This window comes from Aquibium microcysteis (genome assembly GCF_014495845.1).
Classification (GTDB): domain Bacteria; phylum Pseudomonadota; class Alphaproteobacteria; order Rhizobiales; family Rhizobiaceae; genus Aquibium; species Aquibium microcysteis.
In genome coordinates, this window is record NZ_CP061080.1 from 532,867 (window position 1) to 551,146 (window position 18,280).

Annotated in this window: 16 protein-coding genes, 2 tRNA genes and 1 CRISPR repeat array; of the genes, 13 read left to right on the top strand and 5 right to left on the bottom strand. The window is 68.8% G+C overall.

The genetic code is table 11. The features are described 5' to 3' along the window. Positions 1–107: 107 nt before the first annotated feature. From cas1 to cas6, 3 genes are all read left to right on the top strand, one after another. Complete coding sequence (cas1, locus tag IAI54_RS02450; protein WP_187970849.1) at positions 108–2,171, top strand: CRISPR-associated endonuclease Cas1; 2,064 nt, start codon at positions 108–110, stop codon at positions 2,169–2,171. Positions 2,172–2,249: 78 nt separating this feature from the next. Continuing rightward, positions 2,250–2,543, top strand: coding sequence for a CRISPR-associated endonuclease Cas2 (gene cas2 / locus IAI54_RS02455; protein ID WP_235679229.1), 294 nt, complete (start codon positions 2,250–2,252; stop codon positions 2,541–2,543). A 522-nt stretch (positions 2,544–3,065) separates the two neighbouring features. Further along, positions 3,066–4,134: a CRISPR direct-repeat array (repeat unit 36 nt; unit sequence GTCTCAATCCGCGTGGAATGCGGCTGAGGTCCAGAC). Between the two features lie 258 nt (positions 4,135–4,392). Beyond that, positions 4,393–5,301, top strand: a complete 909-nt coding sequence (cas6, locus tag IAI54_RS02460) for a CRISPR system precrRNA processing endoribonuclease RAMP protein Cas6 (RefSeq protein ID WP_187970851.1) — start codon at positions 4,393–4,395, stop codon at positions 5,299–5,301. Positions 5,302–5,410: 109 nt separating this feature from the next. On the opposite strand, the gene IAI54_RS02465 is transcribed toward cas6, so the two are convergent. From IAI54_RS02465 to IAI54_RS02475, 3 genes are all read right to left on the bottom strand, one after another. After that, positions 5,411–5,674: a PIN domain-containing protein gene (locus IAI54_RS02465; protein ID WP_187970852.1), complete on the bottom strand. Its 264-nt coding sequence runs from the start codon at positions 5,672–5,674 to the stop codon at positions 5,411–5,413. 164 nt (positions 5,675–5,838) lie between these two features. After that, positions 5,839–6,075: a type II toxin-antitoxin system Phd/YefM family antitoxin gene (locus tag IAI54_RS02470; RefSeq protein ID WP_235679362.1), complete on the bottom strand. Its 237-nt coding sequence runs from the start codon at positions 6,073–6,075 to the stop codon at positions 5,839–5,841. Between the two features lie 283 nt (positions 6,076–6,358). Then, positions 6,359–6,433, bottom strand: a tRNA-Asn gene (locus IAI54_RS02475). 486 nt (positions 6,434–6,919) lie between these two features. On the opposite strand from IAI54_RS02475, the gene IAI54_RS02480 reads away from it, so the two are divergent. The 8 genes from IAI54_RS02480 to IAI54_RS02515 all read left to right on the top strand — a co-directional run bounded on the left by IAI54_RS02480 (position 6,920) and on the right by IAI54_RS02515 (position 16,166). Beyond that, positions 6,920–7,228 carry a hypothetical protein gene (locus IAI54_RS02480; RefSeq protein ID WP_235679230.1) on the top strand — a complete coding sequence of 103 codons (309 nt, stop codon included), beginning with the start codon at positions 6,920–6,922 and terminating at the stop codon, positions 7,226–7,228. 428 nt (positions 7,229–7,656) lie between these two features. Continuing rightward, positions 7,657–7,730 (top strand) — tRNA-Cys (locus IAI54_RS02485). A gap of 107 nt (positions 7,731–7,837) precedes the next feature. Beyond that, on the top strand, positions 7,838–8,476 hold the full coding sequence (locus IAI54_RS02490; protein WP_187972986.1) for a protein-L-isoaspartate O-methyltransferase family protein: 639 nt from the start codon (positions 7,838–7,840) through the stop codon (positions 8,474–8,476). 153 nt (positions 8,477–8,629) lie between these two features. After that, positions 8,630–10,018: a TolC family outer membrane protein gene (locus IAI54_RS02495; RefSeq protein WP_187970854.1), complete on the top strand. Its 1,389-nt coding sequence runs from the start codon at positions 8,630–8,632 to the stop codon at positions 10,016–10,018. 192 nt (positions 10,019–10,210) lie between these two features. Then, positions 10,211–10,948, top strand: coding sequence for a PopZ family protein (locus IAI54_RS02500; RefSeq protein WP_187970855.1), 738 nt, complete (start codon positions 10,211–10,213; stop codon positions 10,946–10,948). A gap of 204 nt (positions 10,949–11,152) precedes the next feature. Then, positions 11,153–13,936 carry a valine--tRNA ligase gene (locus IAI54_RS02505; protein ID WP_187970856.1) on the top strand — a complete coding sequence of 928 codons (2,784 nt, stop codon included), beginning with the start codon at positions 11,153–11,155 and terminating at the stop codon, positions 13,934–13,936. Positions 13,937–14,128: 192 nt separating this feature from the next. Then, positions 14,129–15,055 (top strand): TerC family protein, encoded by a 927-nt coding sequence (locus tag IAI54_RS02510; protein WP_235679231.1) that lies wholly within the window; start codon positions 14,129–14,131, stop codon positions 15,053–15,055. A 319-nt stretch (positions 15,056–15,374) separates the two neighbouring features. Then, complete coding sequence (locus tag IAI54_RS02515) at positions 15,375–16,166, top strand: tetratricopeptide repeat protein (RefSeq protein WP_420838260.1); 792 nt, start codon at positions 15,375–15,377, stop codon at positions 16,164–16,166. Between the two features lie 65 nt (positions 16,167–16,231). On the opposite strand, the gene IAI54_RS02520 is transcribed toward IAI54_RS02515, so the two are convergent. Beyond that, entirely contained in the window at positions 16,232–16,528 is a 297-nt protein-coding gene (locus tag IAI54_RS02520; RefSeq protein WP_187970858.1) for a hypothetical protein, read from the bottom strand. 252 nt (positions 16,529–16,780) lie between these two features. Between IAI54_RS02520 and IAI54_RS02525 the strand changes: the two genes are divergently transcribed. Together IAI54_RS02525 and IAI54_RS02530 are read left to right on the top strand one after the other, a co-directional pair. Next, positions 16,781–16,993, top strand: a complete 213-nt coding sequence (locus IAI54_RS02525) for a type II toxin-antitoxin system RelE/ParE family toxin (protein WP_420838288.1) — start codon at positions 16,781–16,783, stop codon at positions 16,991–16,993. Then, complete coding sequence (locus IAI54_RS02530) at positions 16,986–17,291, top strand: addiction module antidote protein (RefSeq protein ID WP_187970859.1); 306 nt, start codon at positions 16,986–16,988, stop codon at positions 17,289–17,291. The genes IAI54_RS02525 and IAI54_RS02530 overlap by 8 nt, the downstream gene beginning before the upstream one ends. A 110-nt stretch (positions 17,292–17,401) precedes the next feature. Here IAI54_RS02530 and xth read toward each other — a convergent pair whose 3' ends face one another. Then, positions 17,402–18,190 (bottom strand): exodeoxyribonuclease III, encoded by a 789-nt coding sequence (gene xth / locus IAI54_RS02535; RefSeq protein WP_187970860.1) that lies wholly within the window; start codon positions 18,188–18,190, stop codon positions 17,402–17,404. Between the last annotated feature and the right edge of the window lie 90 nt (positions 18,191–18,280).

Consider the following 18,280-nt stretch of genomic DNA (forward strand, 5'->3'; position numbering starts at 1 on the left):
AAGAACGGTCAAATGGACCGTACCGAGAACAGTTTGCCAGGAAATCGCGCTATCTCTTTGCATATTATCATCTATCATCATCTCCAAAGAGGATCGGAGGGTTTTCGATGGTCGAAACGCGCGGGCCGCGACCCGTTCTGATCCGCGATGCCGACGTCTGGCTCGCCGCCTTCGGCGCCGACGCGCTGCGCGCGGCATGGGAGAAGGTCTCGCGCAACGGCGGCGCGGCGGGGGGCGACGGGATCGGCGTCGAGGCCTTCGCGGCGAACGTCGTGCGCCGGCTGGCGGATCTGCGGCTCGACATCGAGCGCGGCAGCTACGGTCCGGGGCCCGTGCGGCGCGTGCTGGTACCCAAGAAGAGCGGCGGCGAGCGCCCGCTCGACATTCCCTGCGTGCGCGACCGCATCGTCCACACCGCGCTCGCCGCCGCGCTCGGACCGCTGCTCGACGCCGAGTTCGAGCCGGGCTCCTTCGGCTACCGGCCCGGCCGCGGCGTGCGCCACGCCGTCGATCGCATCGGCTATCTGCGCCGCCAGGGCTTCTCCCACGTCGTCGATGCCGACATCGAGCGCTTCTTCGAGCGCGTGCCGCACGACCCGCTGATGGAGCGGCTGGCCGAGAGCCTGGAGGAGGGACCGATCGGCCAGCTTCTGGCGCACTGGCTGGAGCATTCGGCGCCGTCGGGCCGGGGCCTGGCGCAGGGATCGCCCCTGTCGCCGCTGCTGGCCAATCTGTTTCTCGACCGCATGGACGAGGCCCTGTCGAAGGACGGGCTGGCGATCGTGCGCTACGCCGACGACTTTCTGGTGCTCGCCCGCTCGCCCGACGGCGCCGAAGCCGCGCTCACCCGCACCGAGCGGGCACTGGCGCGGCTGGGGCTGACGCTCAACCGCGACAAGACGCGCGTCACGGCGTTCGAAGCCGGGTTCCGCTTTCTCGGCCACGTCTTCGCCGGCGCCTTCGCTTTCCCGGCGGCGGACGGGGAAGGGGAGCCGGCGGGCGCCGACGCATTGCTGGCACAGGTCGCGCGGCGCGATGCGGCCGACGCCGCCGAGGCGGAACGCCGCGAGGAGGCGGACGGGCGCCGCGCCCGCGCCCGGCTCGACGTCGGCCAGCGCGTGCTCTACCTGACGACGTCCGGGCGGTCGCTCGCCGTGCGCAACCGCGGCTTCCTGGTGCGCGAGAGCCTGCTCGGCACCGATGCGGCGGGCGAGCCGCGCGGCGGTGCCGACGACGACGGTTCTGCCGATCTCGTCGTCATCCACCCGGACGATTGCGACCGCATCGAGATCGGCCCCGGCGTCTCCTATGCGCCGGAAGCGATCGAACTGGCGCTGGCCAGCGAAACCCAGGTCGCCTTCGTCAACGGCCATGGCGAGACGCTGGGCCAGGTGACGCGCGGTCTCGACGGCAGGGCCGGCCGGCAGCTCGCGCAGGCGCGCGCCGCGCTCGACCCCGCATTGTGCCTCGGCTTCGCCAAACGCTTCGTCGAGGGGCGTCTGCGCAACCAGCGCGCGCTGCTGCGCCGGCTGAACCGGACCCGCGCCGACGAGGCCACCGTGCGGGCGCTGGCGAAGCTCAACCATCTGATCCGCCGCGTGCCGCACTGCCCGGATCTCGACGTGCTGCGCGGGCTGGAGGGCCATGCCGCCAGCCTCTACTGGCCGGCCTTCGGCGCCATGCTGGAAGGCCCGTTCTTCACCTTGCGCAAGCGCGACCGCGAACGCCCGGATGCCGTCAACATCATGCTCAACGTGACGGCCGCTCTTCTGGCGCGCGACGTCGGTGCGGCCCTGCTTCGTGCCGGGCTTCACCCCGGCTTCGGCATGCTGCATGCCACCCGCGACCATGGCGAGGCAGCAAGCTGGGACCTTATGGAGGAGTTCCGCCCGCCGCTGGCCGAGGCGGTGGTGGCCGCCGCGATCAACCAGAAGGTGGTGGGGGAGGCGATGTTCGCCCCGGCGCCGGGCGCCGCGACGCCGCGCATGCTGGCCGAGGGCTGGCGCGCATTGATCCGCGCCCACGAGCGCGCCTGCGGCCGCGAGACGCGCAATGGCGAGGGCCGCCGCCGCACCTGGCGCGCGCTGATCACCGATCAGGCCATCGCGCTGTCGCAGGCGCTCGAAGCGGGCGATCCGGCCGCCTATGTCCCCGTGTCGGTGGATTATTGAGGTGCCGCCCGTGAAGACCCCGCAGGATGCTCCGGCGACGCCGCCATCGGTCGTCTGCCGGCCATGGAGGAGGCGCCGGTGAAGAACCCGCAGGATGCCATCGCCTGGGCCATCGCCTACGACGTCAGCGACGACCGCGCCCGCGGCCGCATGGCCCGCGCGCTGGAAAAGCACGGCGTGCGGGTGCAGGGCTCGGTCTTCGAGGCCCGGCTCACGCAGGAAGCGGCCGCCGGCCTCCTGCAGCGCCTGTCGCGCCACTGCGGCCCCGGCGATTCGCTGCGCTTCTATGCCCTGCCCGCCAACGCCCTCGCCCGCTGCCTGCACCGGGGCGGCGCTCCGATGCCGGAAGACGGGCCGTTCTGGATCCTGTGAGGGCGGCGCGGGGTGGCCGTCCGCGACGCGCGGCGGTATCGCGGACGGGCGGCAAGGAGCGGCGTCCGCCGCCGTCGGTGCGGCTCGATCGGCGTAGTGTGCGGGTGGGTGCCGGACGGCCACCCACCGGCGGCCGGAGACGGCGGCCACGCTTCGTCTCAATCGGCGTGAAATGCGGCTGAGGTCCAGACAGATGGACACGGCCATGCTCCGCGACGAGCTGTCTCAATCCGCGTGAAATGCGGCTGATACCAGCGGTCTTTTCGATTGACCCACGGCGCTGCCCCTCATCCGCCTGCCGGCACCTTCTCCCCGCAAGCGGGGAGAAGGGGGCACGGCCGCGACGTCGTCACCAGGGAGGCGACCTTTGCGACTGGCGAAGCCGTCGGTGACGGCGTTCTTCTCCCCGTGTTACGGGGAGAAGGTGCCGGCAGGCGGATGAGGGGCGGCGCGAAGGTCGAAGGTAAAGGCCAGTAGTATGAGGTCCAGACAGAACACGCTCCCGGTGTTCGTCGAGTTCGTGTCTCAATCCGCGTGAAATGCGGCTGAGGTCCAGACCGCGGTTTGGACGGCAATCGTCGCCGTCTTAGGTCTCAATCCGCGTCAAATGCGGCTGAGGTCCAGACACGGGTGATGGAGGAAGCTCCTCCGCGCAAGTCTCAATCCGCGTCAAATGCGGCTGAGGTCCAGACCGAAGATGCGGCCGCCCGGCGCGCCAAGGCGGTCTCAATTCGCGTGAAATGCGGCTGAGGTCCAGACGACATACATTGCGGAGCACGGCCACAAGGCCTGTCTCAATCCGCGTGAAATGCGGCTGAGGTCCAGACGACATACATTGCGGAGCACGGCCACAAGGCCTGTCTCAATCCGCGTGAAATGCGGCTGAGGTCCAGACCCTTCTCGCCGCTTCGATCGCCGCCGTTTCGGTGTCTCAATCCGCGTGAAATGCGGCTGAGGTCCAGACCGAGGGTTTCCAGCAGGCCTGCACCGGAGTTTCCTGGTCTCAATCCGCGTGAAATGCGGCTGAGGTCCAGACTTCGCCGACAGGAACGCCCTAAGGGCCGAGAAGAAAGTCTCAATCCGCGTGAAATGCGGCTGAGGTCCAGACCGGATCGAAGTGCCGGTGGACGTCTACAGCTCGTCTCAATCCGCGTGGAATGCGGCTGAGGTCCAGACGAAACCCCTGCGCTGGCGCGACCCCCGCACCGTGTCTCAATCCGCGTGGAATGCGGCTGAGGTCCAGACCGGAATACACGTAGACGTCATGGAGGGATGGAGGTCTCAATCCGCGTGGAATGCGGCTGAGGTCCAGACTCCGCCGACCACGAGACCTACCAGCGGCTGGAAAGTCTCAATCCGCGTGGAATGCGGCTGAGGTCCAGACAGGAGCAGGAGAAGCAAGGGTTCACCTACTCGAGTCTCAATCCGCGTGGAATGCGGCTGAGGTCCAGACGGTACGGGCCCGCAGGACGGTGCCATCCGCAATGTCTCAATCCGCGTGGAATGCGGCTGAGGTCCAGACGCTGCATCACCACGCCGTACCATGCTGGTTATCGTCTCAATCCGCGTGGAATGCGGCTGAGGTCCAGACTCACCCCTTCCGAGGCCCTTGTCAAGAGGCTCGAAAAAGCACCTCTCTCCATGAAGGGACGCCAGATTTGAGGTACATTCTGGAACATACCATGATCAACTTGCCGCTGAAATCACTCAATATATTGAATTACCTCACTTTATTCTGAATCCACGAAGCCTTCCAGACCCTCCGGGCAGGCGTCGACGCCCGCAAGTGCTTGTTACCCTTCGCGAAATCGGCTCTTGTGCCGGCAAGGGCGGCGATGGCGGGGGCGGCATGGCGTGGGGACCGGACGAGGTGGCGGAGGGACAGATCGCACGGCGGCTGGCCGCGCCGGCCGACAGGCCGGACCTCGGAGCGCTGGCCGCGCGGTGGTTCCACCAGGTGATCATCGTGCGCACCGCCCGCCCGCCCGACATGCCGGTGCTCACGCTTCTCAACCGGGTGCGCGGCGCCTGGGGCGGCCGGCTGATGGCGGGCGCGTCGGCGTCCGCGCTGGCCGGCCGGCCGTGCAGCTTCGATCCGCCCTGCGCGCTCGACGTCTTCCTGCGCGAGCAATTGCGGCTCGACGGCGGACGTCACGGCCTGCCCAAACCCTATGTGATCGGCGCCGACCTGCATCGCCGCCATCTCGACCTCCGGCTCACGCTGTTCGGCTTTTCCTGCGACTGGCTGCCCGCGGCGCGCGAGGCGCTGGTCGCAGCACTGGCGCACGACGTCGACCTGGCCGGCGGGCGGCGCGGGCTCACGGTGGAGGGCGTCGATCTCGCCACGGTGGAAGGCCTGGCGCTGCCGCCGGCGCCGCGTTTCGCGGCGCTCGATTTCGCCACGCCCTTCGATGCCACCGGTGCGGATGTCTTCGAGGCGCCGTGGACGCTCGTCGCCCGCCTGGCGCGCCGCGTCGACGGTCTGGCGCGCTGGATGGACGCCGAACCGGACTGCGACTGGCCGGCGCTGGCGCAGGCCTGGCGCGGGATCGCCTATGGCGGCGCCCACCTCGCGCAGACCGATGCCCGTCGCGCCTCGCGGCGCCAGGACCGCCGCTTCGCCAATCCGGTGGTCGAAGGCGTGGTGACGCTGGAAGGCGACCTCGCCGCACTCTGGCCGCTGCTGGTGATCGGCCAGACCTGCCATGTCGGGCGCGGCGCCACCGCCGGGCAGGGCCGCTACCGCCTCGTGGCGTGAGGGCGCGGCGCCTCGCGCGACCGGCGCGGGCTCGGCGCAGCGGCCGACGCGGCATGCTCCAGATCGAAGTGCGCGGGACGCGCAGGCATCGCACGGATGGCGGGCGAGGTCAGCCCTCCGCGAGCGGGTCGAGGCAGGGCACGCCTGGCGGCTCGAAATGGCGCAGGTTGCGCGTGGCCACGGGCATTTCGCTCACCAGCGCGGTTGCTGCGATCAGTATGTCGGCAAAGCCCGGATTCCGGCCGATCGCATTGGCGCGATCGGAACGCGCTCCTGCCTCCATCGCCATCCGCGTGCTGACCGGAACCAGGAAGTCCGAGAACACCTCCATGGTCCGGTTGAACCACATCGACGCCGTTTCGGCCTTGCGCATGGCGCCCAGGCGCTCCAGCCGCCCGATGCCCGGCGGATTTCGCTCAAGGCGACGACCGGCAGGAAGAGGTGGCCGTCATTGTCGCGGAACCACCGCGCCGCGGTTGCGCTCAGCCGGCCCGGCGCGATTCTCGGACAACACCGACGTGTCGACGAGAATGCCTTTCACAGATGGATGTCGCGCAGCGGCGTGCGGTCGCGCTCGAACTCGATGCCGCCCGGGAATGCGAGCAGGTGATCGGCGAAGCTCGGGGCCTCGGGATACGGATGGAGTTTGCGCGCATCCGCAACCGGCACCAGCACGGCGGCAGGCTTGCCATGCTTCGTGATCGTGGTCGGCTCGCCGCGCTCGGCCGCGGCGATTAGCGAAGACAGCTCGGCCTGGGCGTCGCGAACCTGCATGTGCTTCACGGCGCTGCTCCAGGGAGGGCTGCATAAGACAAAGGCAACTCCCCGCAGGCCGGAGCGGTCGATCGACGGCAACTGCGGCGGGTCCGGCAACGATCGGGGACCGACAGTCGAGTCACAGACGCCACGATACCCCCGAAAGCCGTCGGCACCGAGATCGACATGGATGTGTGGGAACGTTCCGCATCGGCACGTGACGGCCGTTCACGCGGCCTGATCGCGGTGAATAGATCGATCGCTTCGCAGACACGATGGCGGGTCAAGTCGTTGGAAAAATTGGCTCCCCGGGCCGGATTCGAACCAGCGACCAACCGGTTAACAGCCGGTTGCTCTACCACTGAGCTACCGGGGAACAGCGCTCGCGAAGTGCGGTGCCTATAGCAAACGCCTTTGCGGCTTGCCAAGCGGCAAATGCATTTTTTTCCGGGAGAAGGGAGGGCCGGTCGCAAATGGCCGGCGCGCGCCCGATATAGCAGGCTCGGGACGGGATCGGCCGGCCGTCCGGCGCGTTCATGCGTCCGCGCGGATCGCCGCGCCGTCGCCTGGATCGCCGCGCCATCGGCGGTCGGACCGGCGACGGCGGGCCGGATCCCGCCGGAAGAGAAGCGTCGCGGCGCGCGGCGGCGGCCCGGGCCTATAGGCCGGCGACGAGGAGCGTCGCGCGGCACGGCAACGGTCGCGGCGCGCGGCAGCGGCGGCGGACCGGCGGGTGACGCGGAGCGTCGCGGCGTGCAGCCGCGGCCGGGGCGACCCGGCGGGGAAGAGGAACGTCGCGGGGCGCGACACGGAGGGAGACACGGAGGGCGCAACGCCCGCCGGCGCGCCCTCCGGAATCGGGATGAAGGAACGGCGGGTGGCGCGGGACGATCGGCAGGAGCGGACGGCGGAAGAGAGCGGGGCAGGGGCGCCGGAGAGCGGGCCGGCGATCCATGCCTTCGGGCGCAGGATCCGCATGCCCCGGTCGCGGCGGATGCGAATCGCCTCGGGCGCGGCCCTGATCCTGGGCGGCTTCCTCGGCTTCCTGCCGGTGCTGGGCTTCTGGATGATTCCCTCGGGCCTTCTCGTCCTGTCCTACGACATTCCTTCCGTGCGCCGCTGGCGCCGGCGCACGGCCGTGTGGTGGCATCGCCGTCGCGGTCGGGGCTGACGGCCCCGCATCCGGCGCCCGAATCGCGCGGCGAGCCGTTCCGGTCGCATTGGCGCGATGGCCGCCGGACCGGCGCCGGACCGGGCCGCGCCATTCCCCGCCTCGCCGCACGTCGCCCGACGCACGGCGGATCGCGCCGGGTCAGCCTCCGGGAGCCGACCCGGACGCTGCCCGCGCTCCTGCGGACAAGGACTGCAGGCGAATCGCAACGCCGCCGTCGTCCCGGTCCCGAAGCGGAATCGGCCTGCGTCGCAGGCCGCGACGGCGTTTCCCTGGGCGGGGCGGCGTCGACGCCGCGTGCGGCCGGCGCGGGACCCTTCCCGCCGCCGCGGCACCCTCTGCAGACAGCGGTTGATTTTGCCGCCGGGCGCTTGTCGGCCCGTTGACCCTCTGTTAACAGATCGCCCATAGACAGCCGATCGCGGCGAGGCCTCGTGGCGGAGTGGTTACGCAGAGGACTGCAAATCCTTGCACCCCGGTTCGATTCCGGGCGAGGCCTCCAGCGCCGGCTGTTTCGCGAGGGACGCTTCCATCCCCCGCTTGATCGAAGCAGTCCGGCGGAGACGAACATTGACGACAAGCGCTGACTTCGCGCGGCAGCGGGCCAAGATGGTCGACGGCCAGCTTCGGACAACCGACGTCAACCGGATCCCTCTTCTCGACGCCTTCCTGTCGGTGCCGCGCGAGGCCTTCGTTCCGTCGCGCCTCAGGTCCCTGGCCTATATCGACGAGGATCTCGACATCACCCCGCCCGGCTCGGGCGAACGGCGCTTCCTCATGGAACCGTCTCCCTTCGCCAAGATGCTGCAACTGGCGGATGTCGGCCCCGCCGACGTCGTGCTCGACGTCGGCGCCGGCTCCGGCTACTCGGCGGCGATCCTGTCGCTGGTCGCGGGTTCCGTCATCGCGCTCGAAAGCGATGCCGCGCTCGCGGATCAGGCGACGGCGCGGCTCGCCGAACTCGGATACGACAACGTCGCCGTGGTGCAGGGGCCGCTGCCGGCCGGATACGCCTCGGAGGCGCCCTACGACGTGATCGTCCTGGAAGGCGCGGTGGACGAAGTGCCGCAGCCGATCTTCGACCAGTTGAAGGATGGCGGCCGCCTCGTGGTCGTCGAGGGCCATGGCAATGCCGGCATCGCCCGGCTCTACGTCCGGCAGGGCGGCTCGATTTCGGGGAGGCGGGGTTTCAACGCGGCGGTGAGGCCGCTGTCCGGCTTCCGCAAGGAGAAGGCTTTCGAGTTCTGAAGGCTTGCGCGTCTCGTCCGCGGCGGCCATCTTGGTCAAGCGTACGATTATCGGCTGCTCCGGCGGCGCGATAGGGAGGGAGCTGTCTGTGCAGGTCGGGCTCAGGCCCGGTCCGGAGTTTCGGGGGACGCAGCGCACGCGTCCGGTCAGGTAATGAGGTCCGTCGTGGCGTCGATTTCGAAAAGTCTTTTGGCAGCGTTGCTTGTCACCGCCGCGCTTGTGTCGCCCGGGCCGGCGAGCGCTGAGACGATGCTGGGGGCGCTGGCCAAGGCCTACCAGAACAATTCCGCCCTGAATTCGGCCCGCGCCGGCGTGCGCGTCACCGACGAGAACGTGGCCATCGCCAAGTCCGGCTATCGCCCGACCATCGCGGCGACCGGGTCGCTGCAGTATACGCAGACCTCCGGGCTGACGGAGGCGAGCATCCGCACGGGCTCCTTCGGCGTGCAGATCAACCAGACCCTGTTCGACGGCTTCCAGACGAAGAACAACGTGCTGGCGGCGAAGTCGCAGGTCTATGCGGCGCGCGAATCGCTGCGCAACACCGAGCAGAACACGCTCTACAGCGCGGCCACCGCCTATCTCGACGTCATCCGCGACCGCCAGATCGCGGTGCTGCGCGAGCGCAACCTCGAGTTCCTGAGCGAGCAGGTGCGCGCCGCCCGCTCCCGCTTCGACGTGGGCGAGGGCACCCGCACCGACGTCGCCCAGGCGGAGGCGAGCCGCTCCGCCGCCGTGGCGCAGCTCAGCCTGGCGCGCGCCACCGCCCAGGCCAGCGAGGCGACCTACCGCCAGATCGTCGGCGACGCGCCGGGCAAGCTGCAGCCGGTGAGCCCGCTCGCCAGGCTGCTGCCGAAGAGCCTCGGCCAGGCGATCGAACTGGCGCTGGTGCGCCATCCGGCGATCCTCGCCACCCAGCATCTCGTCGACGCCGCCGGCTTCTCGGTGAATTCGGCCGAGGGCGCGCTGCTGCCGGGCGTCACCGCGAGTGCCGGCTTGAGCCGCAGCTTTTCGGATGCCTCCCCGGCACGTCCGGGATCCGACGGCTACTCGAACTCCGCCTCGATCGGCGCCACGCTGACCATCCCGCTCTACCAGGGCGGACGCACCTCCGCCCTCGTTCGCCAGTCCAAGGAATCGCTCGGCCAGGCCCGCATCGAGGTCGACGTCAGCCGCGACCAGGTTCGCGCCGCCGTCACCTCGGCCTGGACGCAGTTCCAGGCGGGTGCCGAGGTCGTCGCAGCGAACCGCGAGCTCGTCTCGGCCGCGCAGCTGGCGCTCAACGGCGTGATCGAGGAGCGCAACGTCGGCCAGCGCACCACGCTGGACGTGCTCGATTCGCAGGCCTCCGTCATCACGGCCCAGGTCAATCTGGTGAGTGCCGAACACGACGTCGTGCTGGCGAGCTTCGCGATCCTGTCGGCCATCGGCAGCCTCGGCGTCGAGAGCCTGGGGCTCAACGTTGCCACCTACAGGCCGGAAGAGCACTACGAGGCGGTCAAGGACAAGTGGTTCGGCCTGCGCACGCCCGACGGCCGCTGAACCGTCCTCTCCCTTTTTCCTGCGGCGGCCGCGCACTGCGCGGCCGCTGGCGTTTGGTCGGGCCGCCACGCCCCGGATATCTGTGCGAAAGGGAATGGCCGGTCCGGCCGGGGATTCTCTCGGAAGGACCGAAGCGCTAGGCTTGCAGCATGATTCGGGCACCGATCGGCGATCGGGAAGGAGATACGGGCGATGGCCAGTCACGCGGCTGAACTGAAACTGCCACAGGCGGGTGGCGTGCAGCGCGAGCCTTCGATGGAGGAAATCCTCGCTTCGATCCGCCGGATCATCGAAGACAGCGATCAGGTGCGCAAGCCCGAGGACGTTCCGGCGAGAGGCGAGCCCGAGCAGGCGCGCGCCGGGGCGGCCGAGGAGGAGCGGATGGATCTGGTCGCGGCGAACGCGCCGGCTGCAGCCTTCGACCTGCCGAAGGCGCCGCGCCCGGGCGCAGACGAGCCGGTCGCGCGCCAGGCGGATCAGGACCGCGCGGCGGCACGTCCCATGCCCGGGCGCGCCGAGCCCGAAGCCCGCCGGCCGCAGCCGGTCGATCCCGTGGTCCCCGTCTCCATGGCCGCAGACCCCGCCGCCATGTCCGAAGGTCCTGCCGCGCCCGAGCCGGCCATGTCTGCGCCGGCCGGCGAAACGCTGGTGCAGCCGCAGCCGGCGGCGCACGCTCAGCCTCTTCCTCAGCCGGCGGCCGCTCCCGTCGAGAAGGCGTCGCTGATCTCCGAGCGGACCGGCCGTCAGGTCGCCGCCGCCTTCGGTGAACTCACCGAGGCCTTCGAGGCGAGCCGCCGCAAGACCTTCGACGAGCTCGCCGCCGAGATGATGCGGCCGATGCTCCAGGACTGGCTGGACAACAACCTGCCGACGCTGGTCGAGAAGCTGGTGCGCGAGGAGATCGAGCGCGTCGCCCGCGGTGGCCGCTGACCGCGGTCCGGACGACGGGCGATCGACGGCTCGCTGCCGCGGCGCCGTTCGCCTGCGCCGCGGACCGGTCTCGGGCGCGGTTTGGCCGGCAGCCTCCGGGCTCCCCGGAATGGTTGACTCGGTCCGACCCATCGGGTTTACACCGGGCTCCGGGGGTGCCGGTGTCGGCGCGCCTCCATTGCCCTGCGAGCGCGGACGTCCCAGATGCTTGACAAGACCTATGACGCAGCGAGCGTCGAACCGAGAATAGCCCGCCGCTGGGAAGAGGAGCACGCCTTCCGTGCCGGTGCCGGCGCCGCACACGGCGCCGATCCCTTCACCATCGTCATTCCGCCGCCCAACGTCACCGGCTCGCTCCACATGGGGCACGCCCTCAACAACACGCTGCAGGACATCCTCGTCCGCTTCGAGCGGATGCGCGGCAGGAACGTGCTGTGGCAGCCGGGCATGGACCATGCCGGCATCGCCACGCAGATGGTCGTCGAGCGCCGGCTGGCCGAGCGCCAGATCCGCCGCCGCGACATGAGCCGCGAGGAATTCATCGATCGCGTCTGGGAGTGGAAGGACGAATCCGGCGGGATGATCGTCAACCAGCTGAAGCGGCTGGGCGCCTCCTGCGACTGGTCGCGCGAGCGCTTCACCATGGACGAGGGCCTCTCGACGGCGGTCGTCGAGGTCTTCGTCACGCTCTACAAGCAGGGCCTGATCTACAAGGACAAGCGGCTGGTCAACTGGGACCCGAAGCTCCTGACGGCGATCTCCGACCTCGAGGTCGAGCAGCACGAGGTCGACGGCAATCTCTGGCACTTCCGCTATCCGATCGAAGGGGTCGCCTTCGATCCCGAGAACCCCGCCACCTACATCACCGTCGCCACGACCCGTCCCGAGACGATGCTCGGCGACACCGCCGTGGCGGTGCATCCCGACGACGAGCGCTATCGTCACCTCGTCGGCCGCAACCTCGTCCTGCCGCTGGTCGGTCGCCGCATTCCGGTCGTGGCCGACGACTATTCCGATCCCGAGAAGGGCACCGGCGCGGTCAAGATCACGCCAGCGCATGATTTCAACGACTTCGAGGTCGGCAAGCGGCACGGCCTGCGCGCGATCAGCATCCTGACGGTCGAGGCGAAGGTGACGCTGAAGGACAACGAGGATTTCCTCGACGGCCTGGAGCTCGACTTCATGCGCGAGGAGGTCTGGGACCGGCTCGACGGGCTCGACCGCTTCGAGGCGCGCAAGCTGGTCGTCGACCTGATGGAGGAGGGCGGCTTCCTCGCCCGCGTCGAGCCGCACCGCCACATGGTGCCGCACGGCGATCGCGGCGGCGTGCCGATCGAGCCCTTCCTGACCGACCAGTGGTATGTCGACGCCGCGACGCTAGCGAAGCCCGCCATCGCCTCGGTGCGCGAGGGCCGCACCAGCTTCGTCCCGAAGACCTGGGAGAAGACCTATTTCGAGTGGATGGAGAACATCCAGCCCTGGTGCGTCTCGCGCCAGCTCTGGTGGGGCCACCAGATTCCGGCCTGGTACGGGCCGGACGGCCACGTCTTCGTCGAGAAGACCGAGAAGGAGGCGCTCGACGCCGCCGTCGAGTACTATCTGGCGCTCGAGGGACCGTGGAAGGCCTGGGTCGAGGAGAAGCTCGAGAACTTCCAGCCGGGCGACATCCTCGTCCGCGACGAGGACGTGCTCGACACCTGGTTCTCGTCGGCGCTGTGGCCCTTCTCGACGCTCGGCTGGCCGGACCGTACGGAGGAGCTGAAGACCTACTACCCGACCTCGGTGCTGGTGACGGGCTTCGACATCATCTTCTTCTGGGTCGCCCGGATGATGATGATGGGCCTGCACTTCATGGAGGAGGAGCCCTTCCACACCGTCTACGTCCATGCGCTGGTCCGCGACAAGAACGGCGCCAAGATGTCGAAGTCGAAGGGCAACGTCATCGATCCGCTGGAACTGATCGACGAGTATGGCGCCGACGCGCTGCGCTTCACGCTCACCATCATGGCCGCCCAGGGCCGCGACGTGAAGCTCGACCCGGCCCGCATCGCCGGCTACCGCAACTTCGGCACCAAGCTGTGGAACGCCACGCGCTTCGCCGAGATGAACGGCGCGGCCCTCGATCCGTCCTTCGATCCGGCCGCAGCGAAGCTGACCGTCAACCGCTGGATTCTGACGGAACTGACCCGCGCCGCCGGCGCGATCACGCGCGGCATCGAGACCTACCGCTTCAACGAGGCGGCGGGCGCGGCCTACTCCTTCGTCTGGAACCTGGTCTGCGACTGGTATCTGGAACTGCTGAAGCCGGTCTTCATGGGCGAGGACGAGGCGGCGAAGGTCGAATCGCGGGCCTGCGTGGCGCATGTCCTGCAGGAGATCTACAAGCTCCTGCATCCGATGATGCCCTTCATGACCGAGGAGCTCTGGGCGCGGACGGCGCCGGAGGGCAGCGCGCGGCCCGACATGCTGGCACTGACCCGCTGGCCGCAGCCGAATTTCGCCGACGAGGCCGCGGCAGCCGAGATCAACTGGCTGGTCGACCTCGTCTCGGGCATCCGCTCCGTCCGTTCGGAGATGAACGTGCCGCCGGCCGCGCAGGCGCCGCTCGCGATGGTGGGGGCCGACGCCGTCACGCGCGAGCGTCTCGGCCGCCATGCGCCCGCCATCATGCGGCTGGCGCGCGTCACCGCGATCGAACTCGCCGCCGAGGCTCCGAAGGGCTCGGCCCAGATCGTCGTCGGCGAGGCGACCGCCTGCATACCGCTCGGCGACCTGATCGACCTTTCGGCCGAGGCCGCGCGCATCGGCAAGGAGATCGCCAAGACCGAGGCCGAGATCGGGCGCATCGACAAGAAGCTCGGCAACGAGAAGTTCGTCGCCAACGCGCCGGACGAGATCGTCGAGGCCGAGCGCGAGAAGCGGGCCGAGTTCGTGGCCGTTCTCGCCCGGCTGAGGGTCGCGCTGCAGCGGGTGTCGGGCGAAGCCTGACCGCCGCGGCGGCGAAGATATCTCAGCCTTCCTGATAATTCTGCGTGCCGGATCGCACGGGCCGCTTGTCAAGCGGCCCGTTCGGGCGCAAAAAGAGCCGTCACCCGGGCCGGGCCCCTCTGACAGGCGAGGCGTCGCCTGTGATGTCGGACCGAACGACGGCGCGCTCACGCGGCGCAGGCTTTTTTCCCCATGCACATGCACGACTGGCTCTGGCCCGGTTTCCTGGCGTTCGTCGCCGTCATCCTGTTCGTCGATCTCTTCGTTCTGCACCGCAAGGACCACGTGATCAGCCCGCGCGAGGCCGGCATCACCGTCGCCGGCTACGTCACGCTCGCCTTCCTCTTCGGCGCCGGCGTGTTCTGGTTCGCCGGACCCAGCCGCGGCGCGGAGTTCCTCACCGGCTATCTGGTGGAGCAGGCGCTCTCCCTCGACAACATCTTCGTCATCGCGCTGATCTTCAGCTATTTCCGCGTGCCGGCCGAAGCGCAGTATCGCGTCCTCTTCTACGGCATCGTCGGGGCGATCGTGATGCGCCTGTCGCTGATCGTGCCCGGCGTGAAGCTCGTCGACCAGTTCGAATGGATCGGCATGGCGCTCGGCGCGCTGCTGATCTTCTCGGGCTACAAGATGATGACGTCGGGCGACGACATGATCGATCCCGGCCAGAGCCGCGTCGTGCGGCTCCTGAAGAAGACCGGGCGCGTCACCGACGAGTACGAGGGATCGCGCTTCTTCGTGACGCGCCAGGGCCTGCTCTACATGACGCCGCTCTTCGTCGTGCTGATGACGGTGGAGTTCACCGACCTGATCTTCGCGGTCGATTCGATCCCCGCCGTGCTCGCCATCTCCGACGACCCCTTCATCGTCTTCTCCTCCAACGTCTTCGCCATCATGGGCCTGCGCGCGCTCTTCTTCGTGCTGTCGGGCATGATGCGCGAATTCCACCACCTGAAGACCGGCCTGTCGCTGGTGCTGATCTTCATCGGCGGCAAGATGCTGCTCGCCCATGTCTACAAGGTGCCGTCGACGGTGGCGCTGGCCGTCACGGCGATCCTGATCCTTGGCTCGGTCGCGGCCTCCGTGCTCACGCGCGAGAACAAGGAAGGCAAGGCCTAGCGTCGACAGGTCTTGCCTCCGGTCTCGCCGGGGCATCGTCGGCAGTGTCGATTCCGCAACACTTGTTCAGGAAGAATTCACGCTCGCAAACGCCATCTGGCGGTTGCCGCGTTCCCGCCATAAACGAGTAGCAACTCAGTAGACATCGCGAAGGCGCCAGGTGCGGCCATCGCTGCGAGTTGGCCCGGGACGGGCGCGAAACGGAACGTGGATGCCATGGGGACAGGGACCGGTCTGCGGATGGGAGAGGGCTCGCCGAGCCGTCTCTGCCCGACTGGATCGTTTGTCTTTCCGGCAGGAAAAGCCGATTGAAATGCCGATGAGTGCGTGGGTCCGTGCGACCCTGTTGAGCGGTGTCGTTGGAGCCGGCCTGATCGCTGCGGGAAGCGCCCACGCGCTTGATCCCAAGACGATGCAGGAGAAGGGCTCGAGCCCCTGGGACATGTTCCGCTTCGGCTTCGACGCCTACCGGCAGGGGCACAAGCAGGAAGCGGTCGAGGCCTATCGCTACGCAGCCGACAACGGCCAGCTCGGCGCGCGCTGGAAGCTCGCGCGCATGTATGCCGAGGGCGACGGCGTCCAGCGCAACGACTACGAGGCCTTCAAGGCCTTCAGCCTGATCGTGCAGCAGGACGTGGAGCCTGGCAGTCCGGAAGAGAGCTACGTCTCCGACGCGCTGGTGGCGCTGGCCGGCTATGTCCGCACCGGCATTCCCGGGACACCCGTCCAGGCCAATCCGGCCGCCGCGCAGGACTATTACATGCGCGCCGCGGCCACCTACCGCAACCCGGCCGCCCAGTACGAGATCGGCCGGATGTTCCTCCGCGGCGAAGGCGTCAAGGTCAGCGTCAAGCAGGCCGGCCGCTGGTTCCAGCTCGCCGCCGAGAAGGGCCATTCCGGCGCCCAGGCCACCCTCGGCGACCTCCTCTTCCAGAGCGGCAAGGTGGTGAAGGGCCTGGCGATGATGACCGCCGCGCTCGAGCGCGCCTCGCCCTCCGATCAGATCTGGATCCGCAGCCTGCAGGAGGAAGCCTTCTCGCTCGCCGGCGAATCCGACCGCCGCACCGCCATCGCGCTGGCCGAGGACATGCTGCGCCGCGGCGCCCGCTGATCAGCCATTTCTCCGTCGGCAGCCGGGGCTTTTCCACCTTGCGCGGCCCATGATCGTGATCGGCGTCAGCCCTGGCCGGAGTCGCGCGGTAAAGCCGTGTCGGTGGCGGGCGCAGGCTGAGACATCGGCGGTTCCCGATCGCCCGCGTCGAGCGTGACCGGGCAGCCGTCCGCCAGCTTTTCCCACGACGAATTGTTGAGCACCTTGCCGCACCGACCGAGCCAGTCGCCGGCCGGGCTGCGGATGCAGACGACGGCGCCCGTCTCGTAGCGGGTGCCGTTGGCCGCGCACATGCAGTCGGCGGCCGCAAGGCCAGTCAGGCCCGCCGAGAGGGCCGGCGTCAGCGATGCAAGGACGATCATGCGCCACATCCCGACAGCATGCCACGAGGCTCCCTTGCAGGCCAGACACGCGCGGCGGGCGTCCGCGCGGCAGCCTGTAGGGACACATCCGAAAGCGTCGGCTCCGGAGCAGCGCCGTTCTTGTACCGTTGTCGCCCGTGGGCTACATTCCTGCGCATGATCGAGGTTCTGGAGGCAGCGCCATATTCCGGCTGGTTCTAGGGCCTGAAGGGCCAACAGGCCCGCGCGCGGATCATCGTCCGCATCAGGCGCCTGTCGCTCGGCAATCTCGGCGACGTCCGCCCCATCGGCGATGGGCTGTCGGAACTCCGGATCCACTACGGACAGGGATATCGGATCTATCTCCTGCAGCGTGGCCGCACGGTGGTGATCCTCCTCGGCGGCGGTGACAAGGGAACACAGAAGAGTGACATCGCCGCCGCGAAGGCTTTGGCGAAGGAACTTCGGGAGCAGGACGATGGCTGATCTGAAGACCTGGGATGCATCGGAGCATCTCGACAGCGAGGACATGATCTTCGCCTATATGAACGCGGCGATGGAGGAGGGCGACCCGGCCCTCTTCACGGCTGCGCTCGGCGACGTCGCGCGGGCGCGCGGCATGAGCGAGGTGGCGCGCAATGCGGGTCTCTCCCGCGAAAGCCTCTACCGGGCGCTCGGCCGCGGCGGAAATCCGGAATTCGCCACCATCGTCAAGGTGATGAACGCCATGGGGCTGCGCCTGTCCGTGTCGGCTGCCTCCGAGCACGGCCGCGAGGACGCCTGAGAGGATGAGAAGGACTGCGCGTTCCAGCGCAGCTCAAGCCCGAAATCTCGAGGATTCTCGAGGTATTCTTTCGCATCCTCGGTTGAATGACACGCTCTAAGCGTCCGCGTTCAGGCCGCTTCGAGCGCCAGCTCGATCGCCACCGGCACGTGGTCGGACGGCTTCTCCCACGCGCGCACGTGCTTCTCGACGGAGGCCGCGGACAGATGCCGCGCCGCTTCCGGCGACAGCATGAGGTGGTCGATGCGGATGCCGTTGTTCTTCTGCCAGGCCCCGGCCTGGTAGTCCCAGAAGGTGAAGACCTGCTCGCCGGTGACCGCCCGCGTCGCATCCGTCAGGCCGAGCCATTCGAGCCGCCGGTGCGCGGCCCGGCTCTCCGGCTGGAACAGCGCGTCGCCGACCCAGGCGGCCGGGTTCTTCGCGTCGATCGGCTGCGGGATGACATTGTAGTCGCCGGCGAGCACCAGCGGCTCCTCCAGCGCCAGCCGGTCCGCGCTCCAGCGCTCCAACCTTTCCATCCAGCCGAGCTTGTAGGGAAACTTTTCCGTGCCGACGGGATTGCCGTTCGGCAGGTAGAGCGAGACCACGCGCAGCACGCCCATCTTCGTCGAGAACACGCCCTCGATGAAGCGCGCCTGCTCGTCCGTCTCGTCGCCGGGCAGGCGCCGGTTCACCTCGTCGAAGCGCAGCTTCGACAGGATGGCGACGCCGTTGAAGCCCTTCTGCCCGTGCGTCTCGACATGATAGCCCAGCGCCTCGATCTCGAGCCGCGGGAAACCCTCGTCGACCGACTTGATCTCCTGCAGGCAGACGATGTCGGGCCGGCTCTCCGTCAGCCAGGCGATGAGGTTGTCGATCCGCGCCTTGACGCCGTTGATGTTCCAGGTCGCGATCTTCATGTCTGCTCGTCCTGTGTCCGGTCCCTCGAGGCGTGTGCCGATGCGGAGCTATCACAGATCAGGCGCGCGATCGACATCGCCTCCGGCCGC

Coding starts and splice junctions, on each gene's coding strand:
- cas1 (WP_187970849.1), top strand. CDS start 108: ATGGTCGAAACGCGCGGGCCGCGACCCGTTCTGATCCGCGATGCCGAC.
- cas6 (WP_187970851.1), top strand. CDS start 4,393: ATGGCGTGGGGACCGGACGAGGTGGCGGAGGGACAGATCGCACGGCGG.
- IAI54_RS02465 (WP_187970852.1), bottom strand. CDS start 5,674: ATGCGCAAGGCCGAAACGGCGTCGATGTGGTTCAACCGGACCATGGAG.
- IAI54_RS02470 (WP_235679362.1), bottom strand. CDS start 6,075: ATGCAGGTTCGCGACGCCCAGGCCGAGCTGTCTTCGCTAATCGCCGCG.
- IAI54_RS02480 (WP_235679230.1), top strand. CDS start 6,920: ATGAAGGAACGGCGGGTGGCGCGGGACGATCGGCAGGAGCGGACGGCG.
- IAI54_RS02490 (WP_187972986.1), top strand. CDS start 7,838: ATGGTCGACGGCCAGCTTCGGACAACCGACGTCAACCGGATCCCTCTT.
- IAI54_RS02495 (WP_187970854.1), top strand. CDS start 8,630: ATGAGGTCCGTCGTGGCGTCGATTTCGAAAAGTCTTTTGGCAGCGTTG.
- IAI54_RS02500 (WP_187970855.1), top strand. CDS start 10,211: ATGGCCAGTCACGCGGCTGAACTGAAACTGCCACAGGCGGGTGGCGTG.
- IAI54_RS02505 (WP_187970856.1), top strand. CDS start 11,153: ATGCTTGACAAGACCTATGACGCAGCGAGCGTCGAACCGAGAATAGCC.
- IAI54_RS02510 (WP_235679231.1), top strand. CDS start 14,129: ATGCACATGCACGACTGGCTCTGGCCCGGTTTCCTGGCGTTCGTCGCC.
- IAI54_RS02515 (WP_420838260.1), top strand. CDS start 15,375: ATGAGTGCGTGGGTCCGTGCGACCCTGTTGAGCGGTGTCGTTGGAGCC.
- IAI54_RS02520 (WP_187970858.1), bottom strand. CDS start 16,528: ATGATCGTCCTTGCATCGCTGACGCCGGCCCTCTCGGCGGGCCTGACT.
- IAI54_RS02530 (WP_187970859.1), top strand. CDS start 16,986: ATGGCTGATCTGAAGACCTGGGATGCATCGGAGCATCTCGACAGCGAG.
- xth (WP_187970860.1), bottom strand. CDS start 18,190: ATGAAGATCGCGACCTGGAACATCAACGGCGTCAAGGCGCGGATCGAC.